The organism is Amycolatopsis sp. NBC_01307 (assembly GCF_035975215.1).
Lineage (GTDB): Bacteria > Actinomycetota > Actinomycetes > Mycobacteriales > Pseudonocardiaceae > Amycolatopsis.
Map to the genome: position 1 here is coordinate 1,037,373 of NZ_CP108403.1, position 19,207 is coordinate 1,056,579.

A 19,207-nucleotide genomic window follows, 5' to 3' on the forward strand; every position below is an offset into this window, starting at 1 on the left:
GTGGTCGAGACCGTCCGCGGCGGGATCGCGCCGGAAGCGCTGGGCCGGGTGCTGATGCACGAACACCTCTTCGTGCTCAGCCCCGAGTTCGTCGACAACTACCCCGAGCACGAGGGGTTCCAGGAGGGCAAGCACGTCCCCGAGGCGATCCGGCGGCTCAAGGAGCTGAAGGACGCCGGGATCGACACGATCGTCGACCCGACGGTGATCGGGCTCGGCCGCTACATCCCGCGCGTGCAGCGGGTCGCCGCCGAGGTGGACGTCAACATCGTCGTCGCCACCGGGCTCTACACCTACAACGACGTGCCGCATTACCTGCACTTCCGCGGGCCCGGCACGATGCTGCAGGGCGAAGATCCGCTGGTCGGGATGTTCGTCGGGGACATCCGCGACGGCATCGCCGGCACCGGCGTCAAGGCCGGGCTGCTCAAGTGCGCCACCGACGAGCCCGGCGTGACCCCGGGTGTCGAACGCGTGCTGCGCGCGGTGGCGAAGGCGCACCTCGAAACCGGGGCGCCGATCATGACGCACACCCACGCCGTCAGCCGGCGCGGGCTGGAGCAGCAGGCGATCTTCGCCGACGAGGGCGTCGACCTGAGCCGGGTGCTGATCGGGCACTCGGGCGACTCCACCGACCTCGGGTACCTGACCGAGCTGGCCGACCGCGGCTCGATCCTCGGCATGGACCGCTTCGGCCTCGACCTGCTGCTGCCGTTCGAGGAGCGGGTGAACACCGTCGCGGCGATGTGCGAGCGCGGGTACGCGGGCAGCATGGTGCTCTCGCACGACGCGTCCTGCTACATCGACTGGCTGCCCGAGGACCAGCTGCCGGTGCTGACGCCGAACTGGCACTACCTCCACATCACCCGTGACGTGCTGCCCGCGCTGCGCGAACGCGGGGTGGGTGAATCCGACATCACGACGATGCTCGTGGACGTACCGAGGCGGTTCCTCGGGTGAGCGATATCCTGTGCGTCCGAACTCGACGGAGGGGGGACTTGCCGTGACGCGAGCAAGCGCCCGCAAACCGGGCGAGGCGGCCGGCGACGAGCAGGCCGCCGTGCCGCGGCGCCTGCTGGAGCAGGCCACGAAGCTCTTCGCGAAGAAGGGCTTCGACCGCACGTCCGTCCAGGAGATCGTCGAGGCCGCGGGCGTCACCAAGGGCGCGATGTACCACTACTTCGGCTCGAAGGACGACCTGCTCTACGAGATCTACGCCCGGGTGCTGCGCGAGCAGACGCGGCAGCTGGAGAGCGTCGCCTCGTCGGGCGCGCCGCTGCGCGAGCGCCTGGCCGCGGCCGCGTCGGACGTCGTCGTGTCCAGCATCGACAACCTGGACGACAACACGATCTTCCTGCAGTCGATGCACCAGCTGTCCCCGGACAAGCAGAAGGCGGTGCGCGCCGAGCGCCGCAAGTACCACGAGCGCTTCCGCGGCCTGGTCGAAGAGGGCCAGGCGTCGGGCGAGTTCCGCACGGACAAGCCGGCCGACGTCGTCGTCGACTTCTTCTTCGGCTCGGTGCACCACCTCGGCTCCTGGTACCACCGCAGCGGCTCCCTGACGGCCCGCCAGATCGGCGACCACTACGCGGACCTGCTGCTGGACGCCCTGCGCCCACCTGGTTGATCGGCGGCTACCGGACCGGCCCGGGCCCTACCAGCAGCTCGTCGCCAAGACGGGCTAGTGCCGGCCCACGTGGTCCAGCAGGAGGGCGATCACTTCGTCCGCCGTCTCCGAGGCCAGGAGCTGGCCGGCGCCCTCGATGATCTGGAAGCGGTACTCGGCGTCGATGTGGTGCACCGTCAGCTCGGCGGCGCCGCGGCCGAGCCAGGGGTCCTCGCTGCCCCAGATGTAGAGCGTCGGCACGGTGATCCGGCCCGCCGGGATGTCGAACGCGTCGGTCGTCGCGCCGCGGTACCAGTTCAGCGTCGCGGTCAGGGCGCCCGGCTCGGAAAGGCGCGCGATGTTGCGTTCGACGAATTCGACGGGAATGCGGTTGTCGTAAACCGCGCGTAACCGCACGGCCCCGTCGCGTAGGAGGTATTTCTCGGCTTTGCCGACACCGCGGCGGAAGAACCGGATGTAACCGAGGTCGTGGAACTGCCCGTCGTCGGTCGCGGCCGCGTGCTGCAGCGCCGACGGGTGCGGCGTGGAGAGCACGGCCAGGGACCGCAGCCGGTGCGGGTGGGTCGTCGCGAGCGTCCACGCGACCATGGCGCCCCAGTCGCGGGCGATGAGGTGGAACCGGTCGGCGCCCTGGCTGTCGGCGAACGCGAGGGCGTCGCTGACCAGCTGCTCGATGGTGTAGGCGGCGACGTCGTCCGGGCGCGCGCCCGCGGCGTAGCCCCGCTGGTCGACGGCCACCGCGCGGTAGCCGGCCTCGCCGAGGGCGTGCAGCTGCTCGGTCCAGGCGTCGGCGAATTCGGGCCAGCCGTGCAGCAACAGGACGAATTCGCCCGACGCGGGCCCGGCCGCGAGCGCGCTGTGGTGGTGGTCGCCGACGGCGATGTCCAGTTCTTCGAGCGTGCCGGGCGGCCCGGCTTCCGTCGGCGCGACGGCGAATTCCATGGCGCCCAGGCTAGATCGCATCCACCGGGTCGAACCATGGGAAGAAGGGCACTTTTGCCACCCTTTTGCCCTCGCAGTGGCCTGGCTCACACAATTCCCGCTCATCTGAGCGAAAAGCCGAAAGCATATGAATACTATTCACAATTCGGCGGCCGCGGACCCTGCCGCAGACCCCTGCCGCGGACCCTTGCCGCGCGAACCCCTGCCGCGCGAACGCCGGGCCGGTTACCGGGTCTGCCGCGGCTGGTCGTGAGTGTTTAGGAGGGTTAGAACCCTCCTAAACACTCACGACCGGTACTGCTGGGGCACGTGTGACAGCTGGTGCAGGACTCGCCGCCGGCGCGACAGGCGCCCGCCAGCCCGCCCGGGCAGGGCTGGAGCAGCGCAAGTCTGTGAAGGGCTCCTTGCGGGACTCAGAGTCCGCAAGGAGCCCTTCACAGACCGGGGGAGTGCCTCAGGCGGGCAGGTCGACCAGGTCGGCCAGGCGGGCGCGGTGGCGGCCCGGGGTGCCGAGCGCGAGCTCGTCGGCCTTGGCGCGCTTGAGGTAGAGGTGCGCCGGGTGTTCCCAGGTCATCCCGATCCCGCCGTGCAGCTGGATCGCCTCTTCGGTGGCCTTGACCGCGATCGGCGCGTTGCGGGCCTGGGCGACCGACACCGCGATCGGCACGTCGACGCCCGAGGCCAGCGCGTCCGCCGCGTTGCGCGCGGTCGCGCGGGCCAGCACCAGGTCGGTGTAGAGGTTCGCCAGCCGGTGCTTGAGCGACTGGAACCCGCCGACCGGCCGGCCGAACTGGTACCGGCCCTTGAGGTAGCGCACGGTCTCGGTGAGCGCCCACTCGGCGATCCCGGTCTGCTCCGACGCCAGGATGCCCGCGCCGGCGAGCAACGCCTGCTCCAGCGCGCCCGCCGCCTGCTCGCCCGAGGCCACCAGGACCGCCGGCGCGTTCTCCAGCACGACGTCGGCCACCCGCCGCGTCAGGTCGAAGGAGACCAGCTCCGTGACCGTCGCCGCCGACGCCTCGACGACGTACAGCGCGGGGCCGTCCGGGCCGGCGGCCGGGACGACCAGCAGGTCCGCCACCGACGCGTCGGCGACCGTGCCGACCCAGCCGGTCAACTTGCCGTCGGCCGCGGTCACCGACGACGGGAAACCCGCCCCCGGCGTCGTCGACAGCGGCACGGCCAGCGCGCCGATCGCCTCGCCCGCCGCCAGCCGGCCGACGAACTCTCCGTCGCCGGTGTGCAGCAACGCCGTCGTCGCCAGCACGACGCTGCCGAGGAACGGCACCGGCGCGACACTGCGGCCCAGCTCTTCGGCCACGACGGCGACCTCGCGGGCCGACGCGCCGTGCCCGCCGCGCTCCTCCGGCACCGCCAGCCCGGCGACGCCGAGGTCGGCGGCCAGGGTGCGCCACAGCTTCAGGTCGTAACCCTCGGCCGTTTCGACCCGCGCCAGCAGCGTCGCGGCGTCGGCCTTGGCCTTGAGCAGGTCGCGCACCGACGCCCGGAGGTCTTCCTCGACCTCGGAATACAACAGGTCGGTCATCGGGGCAGGTCCTTCCAGGCGACGTCCTTGTCGACGCGCGGCTCCGACGGGAGACCCAGCACGCGCTCGGCGATGATGTTGCGCAGGACCTCCGAGGTGCCGCCCTCGATGGAGTTCCCCTTGGCGCGCAGGTAGCGGTAACCCGCCTCGCGGCCGGTGAAGTCGACGATCGCCGGGCGCCGGAACGACCAGTCGTCGTAGGCCAGGCCCTCTTCGCCGAGCAGTTCCACCTCCAGGCCGGTGAGCGCCTGGTTGAGCTCCGAGAACGCGACCTTCATGGCCGAGCCCTCGGGGCCGGGCGCGCCGGCGGTGAGCTGCTGACGCAGCCGGGTGCCGGCCAGCCGCAGCGACTCCGCTTCGACCCAGCGCTGCACGAGCCGGTCACGCAGCTCCGGCGTGCGCAGCTCGGGACGTTCGCGCCAGGTCTTGGCGACGATCCCGACCAGCCCGCCCTCGCGCGGCTGCACGTGCCCGCCGATCGCGACGCGCTCGTTCATCAGCGTGGTCTGCGCGACCTTCCAGCCCTCGCCGACGGCGCCGAGCCGCTGCGTGTCCGGGATCCGGACCTCGGTCAGGAACACCTCGTTGAACTCGGCCTCGCCGGTGATCTGGCGCAGCGGCCGGACCTCGACGCCCGGCGCCTTCATGTCGCACATGAAGTACGTCATGCCCTGGTGCTTCGGCACGTCCGGGTCGGTGCGGGTGACCAGGATCGCCCACTGCGACTCGTGCGCACCCGACGTCCACACCTTCTGGCCGGTGACGATCCAGTCGTCGCCGTCGCGCACCGCGCGGGTGCCCAGCGCGGCCAGGTCGGAGCCGGCGCCCGGCTCGCTGAACAGCTGGCACCACACCTCGTCGCCGGTCCACAGTGGACGCAGGAAGCGCTCGCGCTGCTCCGGCGTGCCGAAGGCGAGGATGGTCGGCGCGGCCATGCCGAGGCCGATGCCGATCCGGCGCGGGTTGTTGTCCGGCGCGCCCGCGTCGACGAAGAGACCGTCCACAACGGACTGCAGCGCGCGCGGCGCGTCCTGCCCGCCGAGCCCGGCGGGGAAGTGGATCCACGCGAGACCCGCGTCGTAGCGGGCCCGCAGGAAGTCCATCCGGTCCGTGGCCTTCGGGTCGTGCGCGGCCAGGAACTCGCGGACCTGGCCGGTCAGTTCTTCGGCGGTGACAGTCACTTCGCGCCCTCCGACAGGTACTTCTTCAGCTCACGGCGGGCCAGGGACCGCTTGTGGACCTCGTCCGGCCCGTCGGCCAGGCGCAGCGTGCGGTTGCCCGCCCACATCGCGGCCAGCGGGAAGTCCTGGCTGACGCCCCCGGCGCCGTGCACCTGCACGGCCTTGTCCAGGATCCACTCCACGGCGGACGGCGTCGAGATCTTGATCGCCTGGATCTCGGTGTGCGCGCCCTGGTTGCCGACGGTGTCCATCAGCCACGCGGTCTTGAGCACCAGCAGCCGCTGCTGCTCGATCTTCACGCGCGACTCGGCGATCCAGTCCTGCACGACACCCTGCTGCGCGATCGGCTTGCCGAACGCCTCGCGCGAGATCGCGCGGCGGCACATCAGCTCCAGCGCGCGTTCGGCCATCCCGATGGCGCGCATGCAGTGGTGGATCCGGCCCGGCCCGAGCCGCGCCTGGGCGATGGCGAAGCCGTCACCCTCGCCGGCGATGAGGTTCTCGACCGGCACGCGGACGTCCTCGAAGAGCACCTCGGCGTGGCCGCCGTGGTCGCTGTCGTCGTAGCCGAAGACGTGCATGCCGCGCTTGACCGTCAGGCCCGGGGCGTCGCGGGGGACCAGGATCATGCTCTGCTGCTTGTGCGGCGCGGCTTCGGTGTCGGTCTTGCCCATCACGATGAAGATCTTGCAGGCCGGGTTCATCGCGCCGGAGATGTACCACTTGCGGCCGTTGACGACGTACTCGTCGCCGTCGCGGCGGATGCTCGTCTCGATGTTGCGGGCGTCGGAGGAGGCGACGTCCGGCTCGGTCATCGCGAACGCGGAGCGGATCTCGCCGTTGAGCAGCGGTTCCAGCCACTGCTTCTTCTGGTCGTCGTTGCCGAACATGGCCAGGACTTCCATGTTCCCGGTGTCGGGCGCGGCGCAGTTGACCGCGGTCGGGGCCAGCCGGATGCTGCGGCCGGTGATCTCGGCGAGCGGCGCGTACTGCAGGTTCGTCAGGCCCGCGCCGTGGTCGCCGGGGAGGAAGAAGTTCCACAGCCCGCGCTTGCGCGCCTCGGCCTTGAGCTCCTCGACGACCGGCGGCATGGCCCACGGGTCGTCGCGCTCGGCCAGCTGCCGCTCGAACACGGCCTCGGCCGGGTAGACGTGGGAATCCATGAACTCGAGGAGCTTCGCGCGCAGCTCCTCGGTCTTGGCGTCGAACGCGAAGTCCATTACTTCTCCTCGTTGAGAATCTCGTTGCCGTGCGAGATGAGCAGCGGGACGCCGGCGCCGACGCCTTCGAAGCCCGCCCCGACCGTCTGGCCCTTTTGGTAGCGGTAGTAGATGCCTTCCAGGATCACGGCCAGCTTGAAGAAGGCGAAGCTGACGTACCAATTGAGCTGCGAGACGTCGCGCCCCGAGCGTTCGGCGTAGCGGGCGACGACCTCGTCGGTGCTCGGGTAGCCGGGCGCCGAGCTGGCGTTCGACACGAACTGCAGCGACACCTTGTCCCGCTCGGCGTAGGCCACCAGCAGCGCGAGGTCGGTCAGCGGGTCGCCCAGCGTCGACATCTCCCAGTCGAGCACGGCGGAGATCTTGTCGTCGCCGTCGACGAGGACGTTGTCGAGCCGGTAGTCGCCGTGGATGATCGACGGCTTCCCGGACACCGGCACGGCTTGGGCGAGCCGCTCGTGCAGCTCCTCGATGCCCGGCAGGTCGCGGCTGCGCGAGGCGTCGAGCTGCTTCTTCCACCGCCGCAGCTGCCGCTCCAGGAAGCCCTCCGGCCGGCCGAAGTCGCCCAGCCCGGCCGCGACCGGGTCCACCGCGTGCAGGTCGACGAGGGTGTCGACCAGCGCGTCGGCGATGGCCCGAGTGCGTCCGGCGCCGAGCGCGGCCAGCTCGTCGGCCGTCCGGTAGGGCGTGCCCTCGACGAAGCTCATGACGTAGAAGCTCGCCCCGATGACGTCGGGGTCCTCGCACAGCAGGAGCGCCTCGGGCACCGGGACGCGCGTGTCGCGCAGCCCGGAGATCACCCGGAACTCGCGGGTCATGTCGTGCGCCGTGGGCAGCACGTGCCCGAGCGGCGGGCGGCGCACCACCCAGCGCGACCGGCCGTCGCCCACCACGTAGGTGAGGTTCGACCGGCCGCCTTCGACGACGTCCGCGGTCAGCTCCCCGGCGACCAGCCCGGGCCGCTGCGCGTCCAGGTGGGCGCGCAGCCGGCCCAGGTCGAGACCCGGCGGATCGGTGCTCATCCAGCCTCCTCAAGCTTCGTGCGGGTATGATACCGACCGGTCGGTATGGCGTACAGTGGCCCCGGCCGAGGAACGCTCGGCCGGGCACGTCACGCGAGGAAGCGCGTCACCCATTCGGCGACGCACGCGGGCTTCGCCGCACCCTCGATCTCCACGGTCCACCGCGACACCGCCTGCTTGCCGCCCTCGATGTCGGTGATCTCGACCAGCTCGGCCCCGGCGCGCACCTTCGAGCCGACGTTCACCGGCTGCGGGAAGCGGACCTTGTTGAGGCCGTAGTTGATGCCCATCTTGATGCCGTTGACCCGGTAGATCTTCGGGCCGAACGCCGAGAGCAGCGAGAGCGTCAGGAAGCCGTGGGCGATGGTGCCGCCGAACGGGCCCGCGGCCGCCATCGCCTCGTCGACGTGGATCCACTGGTGGTCGTCGGTGGCGTCGGCGAACTTGTTCACCCGGTCCTGGGTGATCGTGTGCCAGTCGCTGTAGCCGAGGTGCTCGCCGACCGCGGCGGCGAAGGCGTCGAGGCTGTCGAATTCGCGCATCCGCCTCAGTCCTTCGGTCCGCCGGCGACGTAGATGACCTGGCCCGAGATGAACCCGGCACCGTCGCTCACCAGGAACGACGCCAGGTTGGCGATGTCGTCCGGCGTGCCGACGCGCTGCACCGGGATCTGCGACGCGGCGGCCGCCTTGAAGTCGTCGAACGACATGCCGATCCGCTCGGCCGTCGCCGCCGTCATGTCGGTGGCGATGAAGCCCGGGGCGATCGCGTTCGCCGTGACGTTGAACTTGCCCAGCTCGATCGCGAGGGTCTTGGTGAAGCCCTGCATACCGGCCTTGGCCGCGGAGTAGTTGACCTGGCCGCGGTTGCCGAGTGCCGAGGTGCTGGACAGGTTGACGATCCGGCCCCACTTCTCCGCCGTCATGTGCTTCTGGACCGCGCGGGTCATCAGGAACGAGCCCTTGAGGTGGACGCCGAGCACGGAGTCCCAGTCCTGCTCGGTCATCTTGAAGATGAGGTTGTCGCGGGTGATGCCGGCGTTGTTGATCAGCACGGTCGGCGCGCCGAGCTCCTCGGCCACCCGCGCGACGGCGGCGTCGACCTGTTCGGCGTCACTGACGTCGAGCGTCACGCCGACGGCCTTGCCACCGTCGGCGACGATCGCGTCGGCACCCTGCTTGACGCCGGCCTCGTCCAGGTCGAGCAGCCCGACGGCGAAGCCGTCAGCGGCCAGCCGGGCGGCGACAGCGGCCCCGATGCCACGGCCGGCCCCGGTGACCACGGCGACACGGGAAGGGGAATCGGTCACGGAGGACCTCCTCGTCGTTGAGAAGCGGGTTGGTTGCCGCCCGCGAGCCTACTAAGCAGTCGGTCACCGAGGCTACGGACAGCGCCCGCTATTTCGCTGCCAAAGTTACGCAGGTTCCCGGCCTTCCGCCTGGTCGAACCCACCCGGTGGCCTGCGTCACACCCACCTGGTGGCCTCCCGAGGCGCCGGGCCCGGTACGGCTCGCCTGCGCGTCGAGGTGGTCACGACGACGGGCCGTCCCGGTCGTGCGGGACTACGCCGGGTTCTCCGCGACGGCGAGGTAGTCCGTGTAGATCAGCGGTGAGCCGGAGAACGAGGCCAGCTGCTTCCACTCCTCGTACATCTGCTTGGTGTCGCGGTGGGCGGACGCGAACTCCGCGGCCTCGCCGGTGGCGATGTCGGGCTCGGGGTAGAAGACGTCCAGCGCGTCCAGGCTCGCGATCTCCATCATCATCACGTACTGGTCGAGGCGGTTGCCCCGCTCGCCCTTGAGCACGTGGAACCGCCAGTCCGGGTAGTCGTCGATCCGGTGGTGGTTCTCGGCGATGAAGCGGTCGAACACCTCCTCGGTCACACCGGCGCGCAACGCCAGGTTGTGGATCCCGACGACCCGGGCCACGGGCTCCTCACCCGGCCGATCGCGGTAGCGGGGGCCGGGCGTGACCGTGCTCCGCGGATTGTCGGCCAGCAGCCGGTAGTCGGTGAACAACGTCGGCAGCTCACCGAACGTCCCCAGCCGCCGCCACCGCGCCAGCACCGCCTCCGCCTCGGGGTGCCGCGCCCAGAACAGCCGGGCGGGCTCGGTCTGCTCACCCCGGGCCGTGACGTAAAGGTCGCGCTGCTCGGCGCTCTCGATCTCGTACAACATCAGGTACTGCCCGGTCCGCTCGCCGCGCAACCCGCGCAACAACGTCCACCGCCACCCCGGGTACACGGGCAGGTGAACGCCTTCACCACGCACGAACGTCTCGAACTCTTCCGGCGTGACACCAGCCTCGGTGTCGATGGCGATGTACTGGAAGGTGAACACCGACAAGCGTCCCAATGCGCGTCCAATCCTCGGGCCGGGAAAGGGATCGCGCGTCCGACGAGCACGACCCCCGCACCACATCCTGCCCGCTCCGGAGCAACGGGGCCCAGCGCTGTCTATCTCCTCCAGCGCCGGGACGAGTCCTGCACGCAACACGGACGACTTGCCTGCTCCGGAGGGCCCGAACACGGCGAGGAGACGCTGCCGCCGAAGCCGGGCGACGAGGTCGTCGACCAATCGCTCGCGCCCGAAGAACCGTCCGGCGTCCGAAGAGCGGTACGCGGCCAGGCCGACGTAGGGCGCTGTGGCGGCGGCCTGGTCGGCGTGTTCGAGTTCGAGGTCGTTCAGCTCGGCGGAGACCGCGTGCCACCGACGTTGCCACCCGGTCGCCGTCGCAGGCTGTGACGTACGCCAGCGTGACCGCCAGGCTGGGCAGCCGGCGACCGCCTGCGGCGTCGGACAACGTCGTCGACGAGAAGTGCGCTAGCCGAGCCAGGTCCCAACGGTCGCTCTGCACGTGGCATGGCTTGTCCAACCCCTCCCCGGGTCAGTTGCCGATTGTTCGGGTGTTGATGTCCGGCGTCCAGGCTCCGGCGCCGGACAACCCGTCCGCACTACACCGATAAACGTGCGTCGCGAATCGTCGCGGCGCTGCCCGCTCCGGTGAAAGGAACGGTGTGTTGCGACCTGCTACTCGGCTGGGAGTGCCCCTCGCGTTGATGGCGGCCATTGCCGCCACGACGACCGGTGTCGCCTCGGCCGCGCCGCCTGGCGTGGTGTTTCCCCCTGCTCGGGCCGTGGGGTGGAGTACTACGACGGTTCAGGTCTTCCACCGCCAGGTGGTGGTGTCGACGCAGGGCGGGGCGAAGCAGGTGATCGTCATCATGACCGGCACGATCCGCAAGATCACGTGGACTTGGCGAACTGCACCGCCAAGCCCCCTGGTCGCGTCAACAGTCAGTGGGCGATCGTTCTGACCTTCGGTCACCACCTGGCACAGCGTGGCACTGCCGAACCGAGCCGGCCAGGAGCTGACGGTACGCCACGCTTACGTTGAGCGATCCGGCTTTCTGTACGGGCGTTCTGGCAGTAGTTGCCTTCCAGTCAGCCGTGCCGGTAACCGTCAGCGAGCTGAAGGTCGACCCTCCGTGACACCGTGACGGCCGCTCGTCGGCCACGCGGTCAGCCGGCGGCGGTGTTGTAGTTGACGATTCGCTCCACCATGAGGGCGACCGCGCCGGTCAGTGGGCTGGCCGTCTCCTTGCGCACGACGTCGGGCAAGCGGTGCGCTTGCTCTTCAGTGACCGTCACGATGCCCCAGCACGCGTTGTAGCCGGTGGGATCCGCGGGCTTCTCGGCGGCCGCCTCGACGGTCACGGCGCCGTCCCGTTCGGCGACGGTCAGGGCGCCCATTTGGCGCAGCGTCTCGGGATCCTGCTCTTCGACGGCCACCGCGGCCCAGCCCGCCGCCGCTGTCCGCTGCAGCGCGGTGAGCAGCACGCCGGCGCTGCCGGCGCCGGAGACAACGATGTCAGGCAACATGAGGGCCACCGGTCCCGCCGTCATCGGCAGGGCGGATCGGATCGCTCCGTCGAGCGCCGGTGCGAACGATTCGTCCTGGTAGACGAAAACGAGCTGGAAGATCCCGGCGTACCGCGCGAGGTATCGCACCGTATCCAGCTTGTGGGGCCGGAACACGACCACCACGCGCACCGTGAGCCCGCTTCCGGCCAGTTCGACGGCGGTCTCCAGGCTGCGGTCGAGCACCGTGACGCCGGGAGCCAGGCAGTGCAGCTCCTTCGGGTAGGGCGCGCCGAAGCGCGACCCGACCCCGGCACAGGGCAGGATGATCGAAACGTCGGGGCGGGGTCGGTCCGAACCGTGCATCGCGTGGCCCTCGGGTCGTGGGGACGATCGGAAAACGTTGCGCACCCGACCGTAGCCAGCCGGGGACGGCCCCCGGCGAGAGGGCGCGGTGATCGACTCGCGCCGTAAGCTGCTGCCGCACACCCGGCCGTGGCCGGCGGCCCGGCGGAACGGAAGAGGGCGCGAATGCGGGTGCTGTTGTCCACCTACGGGACGCGTGGCGACGTCGAACCGCTGGTCGCGCTCGCGGTGCAGCTTCGGGCGCACGGCGTCGAGGTGCGGCTGTGCGCTCCACCCGACGAAGAGTTCGCGGAGCGGCTGGCCGGCCTGGGCGTGCACCTGGTGCCGATCGGACCGCCCGTGCGCGAGCTGATGCGCGCGACACCGCCGTCGGCGGCGGAGCTGGCGCGGTACCGGACCGAGCTGGTCGACGCGCAGTTCGGCATCCTCCCGGCGGCGGCGGAGGGGTGCGACGCGCTGGTGGTGGCCGGCCTGGCGCAGGTCGGCGCGCGGTCCGTGGCCGAGGCCGCGGGGATCCCTTACGTGTACGTGACCTACGCCGCGGTCAACCTTCCCTCGCCGCACCACGCGCCGCCGCCGCGGCCGGGCTGGCCGGAGCCCGCCGGGGACGACAACCCGGCGCGGTGGGATGAGGACGCCCGCCGGGTGAACGAGCAGTTCCGCGAGCCGCTCAACGGCCATCGCGCGGCCCTCGGCCTGCCCCCGGTGGACGACGTGCGCGCCCACGTCTACACCGGCCGGCCGTGGCTGGCCGCGGATCCGGCCTTGGGGCCGTGGCCGGAGACCCCGGGGATCGACGTCGTCCAGACGGGCGCCTGGAGCCAGGCCGACGAACGCCCGCTCCCGGCCGGCTTGGAGACGTTCCTCGACGCGGGCGCGCCGCCGGTCTACGTGGGCTTCGGCAGCATCCGGCCGTCGCCGGACATCGCCGCGTGGGCCGTGGCGGCGGCCCGCGCCCGCGGCCGCCGCGTGCTCGTCGCCCGCGGCTGGGCGGACCTGGACCTGGCCGACGGCCGGGACGACTGCTTCGCCGTCGGCGAGGTCAACCAGCAGCGCCTGTTCGGCCTCGTGGCCGCGGTGGTCCACCACGGCGGCGCGGGCACGACGGCGACCGCGGCCCGGGCGGGCGTGCCGCAGGTCGTGGTGCCCATCCAGCTGGCGGACAACCCGTACTGGGCCGGCCGGGTGGCGGAGCTGGAGGTCGGCGCGGCACTCGACGGCCGGACCGCGACCAGAGCGTCCCTGGACGCCGCGCTGGAGACCGCCCTCGCCCCCGAGACCCGGGCGCGGGCCACGGCACTGAGCACCCGGATGCGCGCCGACGGCGCGAAAGTGGCCGCGAGCCTGCTGGTCGACACCATCCGGTGAGCGAAGCGGCTGGTTTCACCGGATCAAGGCCTGCCGTGGGGATGTTCAGGCCGTCCGCGTGACCGCCGGCCGCCGTGGGGTTTTAGGGCGTTTGTCAGCTTACGGATGGTCGGATTCAGGTACAGCTCGCGCAACGGCAAGGCGGGCAAGCCTTGCTGTTGCATCGCGGCGTCCAGGCGGACCGCGTAGAGCGAGTTGCCGCCCAGGCTGAAGAAGTCGTCGTCCGGTTCTACCGGTTTGCCCAGCACCTCTGCCCAGATCTTCAGCATGGCCGGGTCGACGTCGACGTCGGCGCTGTCTGGGCGGTCGGAGGTGGAGTTGTGGGTGAACTCCGGTTCGGGGACGGCTGCCGTGTCGAACTTGCCGTTCGGTGTGAGGGGTAGCTGGGGTAGCACCGTGATCGTGGCCGGGAGCATGTGTTCCGGGAGGAGTTTTGCCGCCCATCGGCGGATCGCTGTCGTTGTGGTGCTGTCGGTTACTACGTAGGCGTCCAGGCGTAGTGCCGCGTTGTCTCCCGTGTCGCGGCCGCCGACTACCACTGCGGCGTCGTGCACGCCTGGGCATTGGCGGAGTACGCCGCGGACTTCGCCGGGTTCGATGCGGAACCCGCGGATCTTGACCTGGTCGTCCAGCCGGCCGAGGTGTTCCAGGCGGCCGTCGGGCAGCAGGCGGCCTCGGTCGCCGCTGCGGTACATGCGGCCGCCCGTGATCGGGTCGGGCAGGAATCGCTCCGCCGTCAGGGCCGGCCGGCCGAGGTAGCCGATGGCTACTCCGGCGCCGCCCACGTGGATCTCGCCGGGTACGCCGACCGGTAGGGGGCGGCCGCGTTCGTCCAGTACGTAGAGGTGCCAGCCCGGCAGTGCGGGTCCGACCGACCGGGAGCCGGAAAGTGCTTCGCGGCGGGTGATCGTCTGCGCCGTCACGTGCACCGTCGTTTCGGTGATGCCGAACATGTTCACCAGCCGGCACCGGTTCTCGGGGTAGCGGTCGAACCACCCGCGCAGCGGGGCGGGATCCAGCGCTTCGCCGCCGAACACGACCAGCCGCAGCGGCAACGGCGTGAGCGGCGCCCGGTCGGCGGCCATCAGCTGGGCGAACGCCGACGGCGTCTGGCTGAGGACGGTGACCCGCCGTGACGCGAGCAGCGCGCGGAACTCGGCCGGGGACCGGGAGACCCAGTACGGCACCACGACTAGGTGGCCGCCGGTGAGCAGCGCGCCCCAGATCTCCCAGACGGAGAAGTCGAACGCGCTCGAGTGGAACAGCGTCCAGACGTCGTCCGGGCCGAGCCCGAAGTCGCCGGTGGTGGCGGCCAGCAGTGCCGGCACGTTGCGGTGCGGCACCACGACGCCTTTCGGGCGGCCGGTGGAGCCGGACGTGTAGATCACGTACGCGGCGTCGTCGGCACTGCGCGCCGGAACCGGAAGTTCCCCGGTACCAAGGGAAAGCGCTGCCGGTGGTACCCACTCGACGTCGCTCGCCGGGAGTTCGGCGGTCGCGGCCACCACGAGCCGCAGATCCGCGTCCGCGACGGTGCAGGCGAGGCGGTCCCGGGGGTGGGCCGGGTCCATCGGCACGTAGACCGCGTCCGCCTTGAGCACGGCGAGCAGCGTGGCCACCAGGTCCAGGCCTCGGTCGAGGCAGACGCCCACGCGGTCGCCGGGGCGCACGCCGTGCTCGACGAGGCTCGCGGCGAGGCGGGTGGACCGGTCGTCGAGTTGTTCGTAGGTCAGGGATTCGGCTTCGCAGGACACGGCGGTCGCGTCCGGCCGCTCGGCCGCCCGGCGGGCGAAGACGCGCTCGATGCGCTCCGGTTCCCGGCCGGGCTCCCGGGACGGACGGCCGAGTGCGGCGAGTGCCGCGGCCTCCGCGTCGTCGACGAGGTCGAGGTCCCGTGGGTCGCGTTCCGGAGCACTCGCGAGCACCTGGGCGTACACCCGGGCGAGGTGGGTGGCGAACCGTGCGGCCGAGGCGTCGTCGACGTCCGCGAGCCGGTGGTGGACGGTCACGGTCAGCTGACCGGCGGTTGTGCGGGGGACGAGCGTCAGGGGGCACAGCGGGGCCTGGCAGGCGACGTACCCGTCGGCGGTCTGTCCATTCGCGACGATCGCGACGGCCTGACCGGCGGGCCTCGCTGCTGCGTCGGGGTCCGCCAGCTCGCCGAGGGTCGACTCGCCCGAGAAGTCCAGGGACGGCACCGAAAAGCGGTCGAACGCACCGAGAACCGCGGCCGGGCGGTCCGGTTCCGGGGCGCACAGCAGGATTTCCTGCGTCGTCCGCCCGGTGTACCGGCTGAGCACCAGGCCCGCCGCTACGACCAGTGCCGGTACTGTGCCGGAGCCCGCCGCGCCGAGTACGATGTCCACCTGGCCACTGCGGTCACCCGCCCGCGGATCCGAGGTGGCCCAGGCGGTTTCGCCGTCATCCCAGTCGGGGTCGACGGAGGGTGCCGGTGGTGAGATCTCCGCGGCCGCGCGCGTGCCCGTGACGACGTCGGCGATGAGGCGTAACGACGTCAGGTCCAGCGCCTGCCGCCGGGCGACGAGCACCAGGTCGGCCGATCCGTCCGCGTAGACCAGGCACACGGCTCGGAGCACCGGGCCGCCCGGCTCGATCGGCCGGTGCAGTTCGGCGTGGACCCGGCGGTCCGCCGCGGGGGAACCGGCGGGCGCGGGGACCGGGTCCAGCCACAGCCGGGGCGGGCGGGCCGGCCACCACGCCGTCACGGCGGCCCGGAACACGGGCTCCGCCTCGGCCGGCAGGTGGGGGAGGTGGACCCGCAGGGCGTGACACGATGCCCGGGGCGACCGGGATGCCTTACTGGACAAGGAAACCCTCCTGGGAGTGCCCGGCGTCGGGAGCCGGGGTCATCGAGCGGTGAAGCCGCCGTCCACGGTCAGGACGCTGCCGGTCACCTGCCGGGACTCGTCGGAGGCGAGCCACACCGCGGCGGCCGCGACGTCGTCCGGTTCGATCAGCGCGTTCATCGGCTGCGCCTGCAGGAAGGTCGCCTCGTGCTCGGAGACGGGGACCGCCAGCGACCGGGCGATCTCCGAGAGCATGCGGCCCTCGACGGCGTCGTCGTCGCGGACGGACCCCGGGCACAGCGCGTTGACCCGCACCTTCGCGGGGGCGTAGTCGAGCGCGACGGCCTTGGTGAGCCCGATCAGCCCGTGCTTGGCCGCGACGTAGCCGGCGAAGTACCGGTAGCCGACCAGGCCCGCGGTCGAGGCGATGTTGACGATGCTGCCCGACCGCCGGCCGACCATCCCGCCGGCGACGGCGCGAATGGCGCGCCACGCACCGGACAGGTCGACGTCGATCATCAGCTGCCACTCCTCCTCGGCGATCTCGTGCGCGGCCTTGCCCGAGGGCGCGGCGATCCCGGCGTTGTTGACCAGCACGTCGATCCGGCCGAACCGCTCGACGGTGTCGGCCACCGCGGTCACGATCCCGGGCAGGTGCCGCACGTCGACGTGGTGCGTCCGCACGGCGACGCCCTGGTCGCGGCACAGGTCGGCGGTGAGGGCCAGCTGGCTCGCCGAGCCCAGCGGGTACGGGACGCCGTCGAGGTCGCCCGCGATGTCCAGCAGCACCAGATCGGCGCCCTCGCGTGCGAACGCGGTCGCGCAGGCGCGCCCGACGCCCCTGGCGGCCCCGGTGACCACGATGACCTTGTCCCGCAGTCTCATGGCGCGCTTTCCCCGGCGACGGCCAGTTCGCCGGCGAGCAGGCCGAGCACCTCCTCGGCGCGGTCCACCAGGTACATGTGGCCGCCGGTCAGCTCGACCGAGCGGAAGCCGGCGGTGCTCGCCCGCGCCCACTCGGCGATCCGGGCGGCACTCACCAGTGCGTCGTCGCGTCCGCGCAGCGCGGTCACCGGGATCGGCAGTGCACCCTCGGCGTCCGGGCGGTAGTTCTCGTGCATCTCGACGTCGGCCCGCAGCATCGGGAGCAGCATCGAGCGCATCTCCGGGTGCCGCAGCGTCGGGTGGGCGTAGCCGGAGAACCGCTCGACCTGGGCCAGGAACGCGTCGTCGGGCAGGCCGCTCGCCCGGCTTTCCCGGCCGCTCCACGGCCCGGGGGAGCCGCTCACGAAGAGCCGGGTGAGCGGCGCGCCGAGCCGGTCGAGGCGCCGGGCCAGCTCGAACGCGAGCACCGCGCCCAGGCTGTGCCCGAACAGCGCGATCCGCCCGGCGCCCTCGATCCGCTCGACGACGGCGGGCAGGACGTCGTCGAGCGCGCGGCCGACGTCCGCGTGCGGTTCGTCGACGAACCGTTCTTCGCGGCCGGCGAGCTGGACCGCGACGACGTCGAGCGACGCCGGCGCCAGGGGCTGCCAGGCCCGGAAGAACGACGCGCCCGCGCCGGCGAACGGCAGGCAGATCACCGTGGTTTCGCGCACTTGCTTCCTTTCTCCGCGGCCGTCCGGGACGGCCTCACCGTGCCGGTGTCCGCGCGCGGCCGAGTTCCGCCGCGGTGACCAGCTCCCGGCCGCCGCCGGTGTCGATCGCGAACGTCAGGCGGTCGAGCACCCGCGCCAGCCGGGCCAGCATCTCGTCGTGGTCCGCGGCGACCCCGCTGATCAGGTCGAGCGGCCGCGTCATGACCGACGCCGGCAGCGCCGTGCCGGGTTCGAAGTACGGCCGGTACCCGGTGACGCCGGGGACGCGCCGGACGTCGTCGACGCCCAGGGTCTCGAGCAGCGTGAAGGCGCCGACCGGGGCCGGGGTGTTGTACTGGAAGTAAACCTGCTCCGGCCGGGGCGGCCGCTCGGGCAGCTCGGCCCCCAGGGCCAGCCGCGCGGTCAGCTGGACCATGTCCAGGCCGTGAGCCCTGCGGGCGAGGTCGTTGATGTGCCCGCCCATCCGGCCGTTGACCTCGATGATCCGCGGGCCGGCCGCGGTCAGCTTGACTTCGGTGTGGCTCACGCCGAAGCGCACCCCGAGCGCGTTCAGCGCGCGCCCGGTCAGCTCCTCGACCTCCCGCTCTTCGGCCGGGGACAGCGGGGAAGGCCAGAACTGGCCCACTTCGCGGAAGGGCGGCAACGTCGGGAACTTCCCGGTCACGGCGAGGTGGCGGACCCCGCGCGGGGTCGTCACGCTCTCGACCGAGACGTAGTCGCCGAACGGCTCGCTGGGGCGCCCGGCCAGGAACTCTTCGAGCACGAGGCCCGCCACCGGGTCGGGGCCCGCCAGCAGGTCCGCGCTCAGCCGGGCGCCCGCTTCGGCGTCGGTGACGAGGTGGGTGTCCCGGCTTCCCTGTCCCCGCAACGGTTTGAGCACCGCGGGGACGCCCACCGCGGCCACCGCGCCCGGCCAGTCGCCGGCGTGGCGGACCGGGTGCGCCCGCACCTCGTCGACGCCGTGGGCGCGCAGCTCGTCGCGCTGCCGCAGCTTGTCCGTCAGCAGCGCCACGGCCGGCGCCGAGTGGAACCGCAGGCCCAGCCGGTCGGCGATGCGCGCGGCGACCGGCATCATGGTGTCGCTGAAGGTCACCACGGCGTCGATCCCGATCGCGGCCAGCCGGGTGAGCACGGGCTCGAGGCCGTCGTCCAGGAACAGGACCTCGCCCAGCTCGCGCAGCAGCGGCACGAGCGGTCCCGCGGGTCCCGCTTCGTGGCCCACGAAGACCAGGTCGCCGAGCGCGCCGAGGCTGAGCGCGACCTCGGCCGCGTTGACCGCACCCCGGTCGTAGGCGACGGCGAAGGTGGTCACGCCGGTTCTTCTGTTGACGTCGCCGCCGCCGCCACCAGCCGCCGCGCCGCCGCGATGAAGTCGGCCAGCACCGGGTGCTCGAAGATGAGCCTGATCGGCACCTCGGTGTCCCAGCGGGCGCGCAGCCGGGTGATCATCCGCATGGCGGCGGTCGAATGGCCGCCGAAGTCGAAGAAGTTCGTTTCCGGTCCGTCGGGCGGACTGCCGAGCACCTCGGTCCATGCCTGGATGACGGTGCTGCCGACCGGGTCCGGTTTCGTTTCCGGCGGCATATCGATCTTGGAAGAGTTTTTCATTCACGTGTCTCCGGTATGTGCTGATCTTGGAGATCTTCGTAGCGATTCACGCTAGCAGTGAT

Annotated in this window: 18 protein-coding genes and 1 pseudogene; 4 read left to right on the forward strand and 15 right to left on the reverse strand. The window is 71.7% G+C overall.

Features of this window, described 5'->3' with window-relative positions:
• Together OG439_RS04255 and OG439_RS04260 are read left to right on the forward strand one after the other, a co-directional pair.
• The gene (locus OG439_RS04255) at nucleotides 1-960 is read left to right on the forward strand and encodes a phosphotriesterase family protein (protein WP_326948005.1); all 960 of its coding nucleotides are present in this window, start codon (nucleotides 1-3) and stop codon (nucleotides 958-960) included.
• Nucleotides 961-1,003: 43 nt separating this feature from the next.
• Nucleotides 1,004-1,627 carry a TetR/AcrR family transcriptional regulator gene (locus OG439_RS04260; protein ID WP_326948006.1) on the forward strand — a complete coding sequence of 208 codons (624 nt, stop codon included), beginning with the start codon at nucleotides 1,004-1,006 and terminating at the stop codon, nucleotides 1,625-1,627.
• Between the two features lie 54 nt (nucleotides 1,628-1,681).
• Here OG439_RS04260 and OG439_RS04265 read toward each other — a convergent pair whose 3' ends face one another.
• The 9 genes and pseudogenes from OG439_RS04265 to OG439_RS04305 all read right to left on the reverse strand — a co-directional run.
• Complete coding sequence (locus tag OG439_RS04265) at nucleotides 1,682-2,569, reverse strand: alpha/beta fold hydrolase (protein WP_326948007.1); 888 nt, start codon at nucleotides 2,567-2,569, stop codon at nucleotides 1,682-1,684.
• 454 nt (nucleotides 2,570-3,023) lie between these two features.
• A complete protein-coding gene (locus OG439_RS04270) occupies nucleotides 3,024-4,115 on the reverse strand; it encodes an acyl-CoA dehydrogenase family protein (protein WP_326948008.1) in 1,092 nt (363 codons plus the stop codon).
• The gene (locus OG439_RS04275; protein WP_326948009.1) at nucleotides 4,112-5,296 is read right to left on the reverse strand and encodes an acyl-CoA dehydrogenase family protein; all 1,185 of its coding nucleotides are present in this window, start codon (nucleotides 5,294-5,296) and stop codon (nucleotides 4,112-4,114) included. Before OG439_RS04275 ends, OG439_RS04270 begins: the two co-directional genes overlap by 4 nt.
• Nucleotides 5,293-6,516, reverse strand: a complete 1,224-nt coding sequence (locus OG439_RS04280; protein ID WP_326948011.1) for an acyl-CoA dehydrogenase family protein — start codon at nucleotides 6,514-6,516, stop codon at nucleotides 5,293-5,295. Before OG439_RS04280 ends, OG439_RS04275 begins: the two co-directional genes overlap by 4 nt.
• Nucleotides 6,516-7,538, reverse strand: a complete 1,023-nt coding sequence (locus OG439_RS04285; RefSeq protein ID WP_326948012.1) for a phosphotransferase family protein — start codon at nucleotides 7,536-7,538, stop codon at nucleotides 6,516-6,518. Before OG439_RS04285 ends, OG439_RS04280 begins: the two co-directional genes overlap by 1 nt.
• Nucleotides 7,539-7,627: 89 nt before the next feature.
• Nucleotides 7,628-8,080, reverse strand: a complete 453-nt coding sequence (locus tag OG439_RS04290; protein ID WP_326948013.1) for a MaoC family dehydratase — start codon at nucleotides 8,078-8,080, stop codon at nucleotides 7,628-7,630.
• A 5-nt stretch (nucleotides 8,081-8,085) separates the two neighbouring features.
• On the reverse strand, nucleotides 8,086-8,847 hold the full coding sequence (gene fabG / locus OG439_RS04295; protein ID WP_247049388.1) for a 3-oxoacyl-ACP reductase FabG: 762 nt from the start codon (nucleotides 8,845-8,847) through the stop codon (nucleotides 8,086-8,088).
• A 253-nt stretch (nucleotides 8,848-9,100) separates the two neighbouring features.
• Entirely contained in the window at nucleotides 9,101-9,892 is a 792-nt protein-coding gene (locus tag OG439_RS04300; protein WP_326948015.1) for a hypothetical protein, read from the reverse strand.
• A 159-nt stretch (nucleotides 9,893-10,051) separates the two neighbouring features.
• Nucleotides 10,052-10,225, reverse strand: a pseudogene (locus OG439_RS04305) (nSTAND1 domain-containing NTPase); the annotation flags it as partial.
• Nucleotides 10,226-10,581: 356 nt separating this feature from the next.
• Between OG439_RS04305 and OG439_RS04310 the strand changes: the two are divergent.
• Nucleotides 10,582-10,854, forward strand: a complete 273-nt coding sequence (locus OG439_RS04310) for a hypothetical protein (RefSeq protein ID WP_326948016.1) — start codon at nucleotides 10,582-10,584, stop codon at nucleotides 10,852-10,854.
• 205 nt (nucleotides 10,855-11,059) lie between these two features.
• On the opposite strand, the gene OG439_RS04315 is transcribed toward OG439_RS04310, so the two are convergent.
• Nucleotides 11,060-11,764, reverse strand: coding sequence for a hypothetical protein (locus OG439_RS04315; RefSeq protein WP_326948017.1), 705 nt, complete (start codon nucleotides 11,762-11,764; stop codon nucleotides 11,060-11,062).
• A gap of 165 nt (nucleotides 11,765-11,929) precedes the next feature.
• Here OG439_RS04315 and OG439_RS04320 point away from each other — a divergent pair, with 165 nt between their 5' ends.
• Nucleotides 11,930-13,132 carry a glycosyltransferase gene (locus OG439_RS04320; protein ID WP_326948018.1) on the forward strand — a complete coding sequence of 401 codons (1,203 nt, stop codon included), beginning with the start codon at nucleotides 11,930-11,932 and terminating at the stop codon, nucleotides 13,130-13,132.
• A 23-nt stretch (nucleotides 13,133-13,155) separates the two neighbouring features.
• Here OG439_RS04320 and OG439_RS04325 read toward each other — a convergent pair whose 3' ends face one another.
• The 5 genes from OG439_RS04325 to OG439_RS04345 form a co-directional block, all read right to left on the reverse strand.
• Complete coding sequence (locus OG439_RS04325) at nucleotides 13,156-15,873, reverse strand: amino acid adenylation domain-containing protein (RefSeq protein WP_326948019.1); 2,718 nt, start codon at nucleotides 15,871-15,873, stop codon at nucleotides 13,156-13,158.
• A 126-nt stretch (nucleotides 15,874-15,999) separates the two neighbouring features.
• Nucleotides 16,000-16,824, reverse strand: a complete 825-nt coding sequence (locus OG439_RS04330; protein WP_326948020.1) for an SDR family oxidoreductase — start codon at nucleotides 16,822-16,824, stop codon at nucleotides 16,000-16,002.
• Nucleotides 16,821-17,537, reverse strand: a complete 717-nt coding sequence (locus OG439_RS04335) for a thioesterase II family protein (RefSeq protein WP_326948021.1) — start codon at nucleotides 17,535-17,537, stop codon at nucleotides 16,821-16,823. The genes OG439_RS04330 and OG439_RS04335 overlap by 4 nt, the downstream gene beginning before the upstream one ends.
• Before the next feature lie 34 nt (nucleotides 17,538-17,571).
• A complete protein-coding gene (locus tag OG439_RS04340; protein ID WP_326948022.1) occupies nucleotides 17,572-18,849 on the reverse strand; it encodes a hypothetical protein in 1,278 nt (425 codons plus the stop codon).
• Nucleotides 18,846-19,145: a phosphopantetheine-binding protein gene (locus OG439_RS04345; RefSeq protein WP_326948023.1), complete on the reverse strand. Its 300-nt coding sequence runs from the start codon at nucleotides 19,143-19,145 to the stop codon at nucleotides 18,846-18,848. The genes OG439_RS04340 and OG439_RS04345 overlap by 4 nt, the downstream gene beginning before the upstream one ends.
• Between the last annotated feature and the right edge of the window lie 62 nt (nucleotides 19,146-19,207).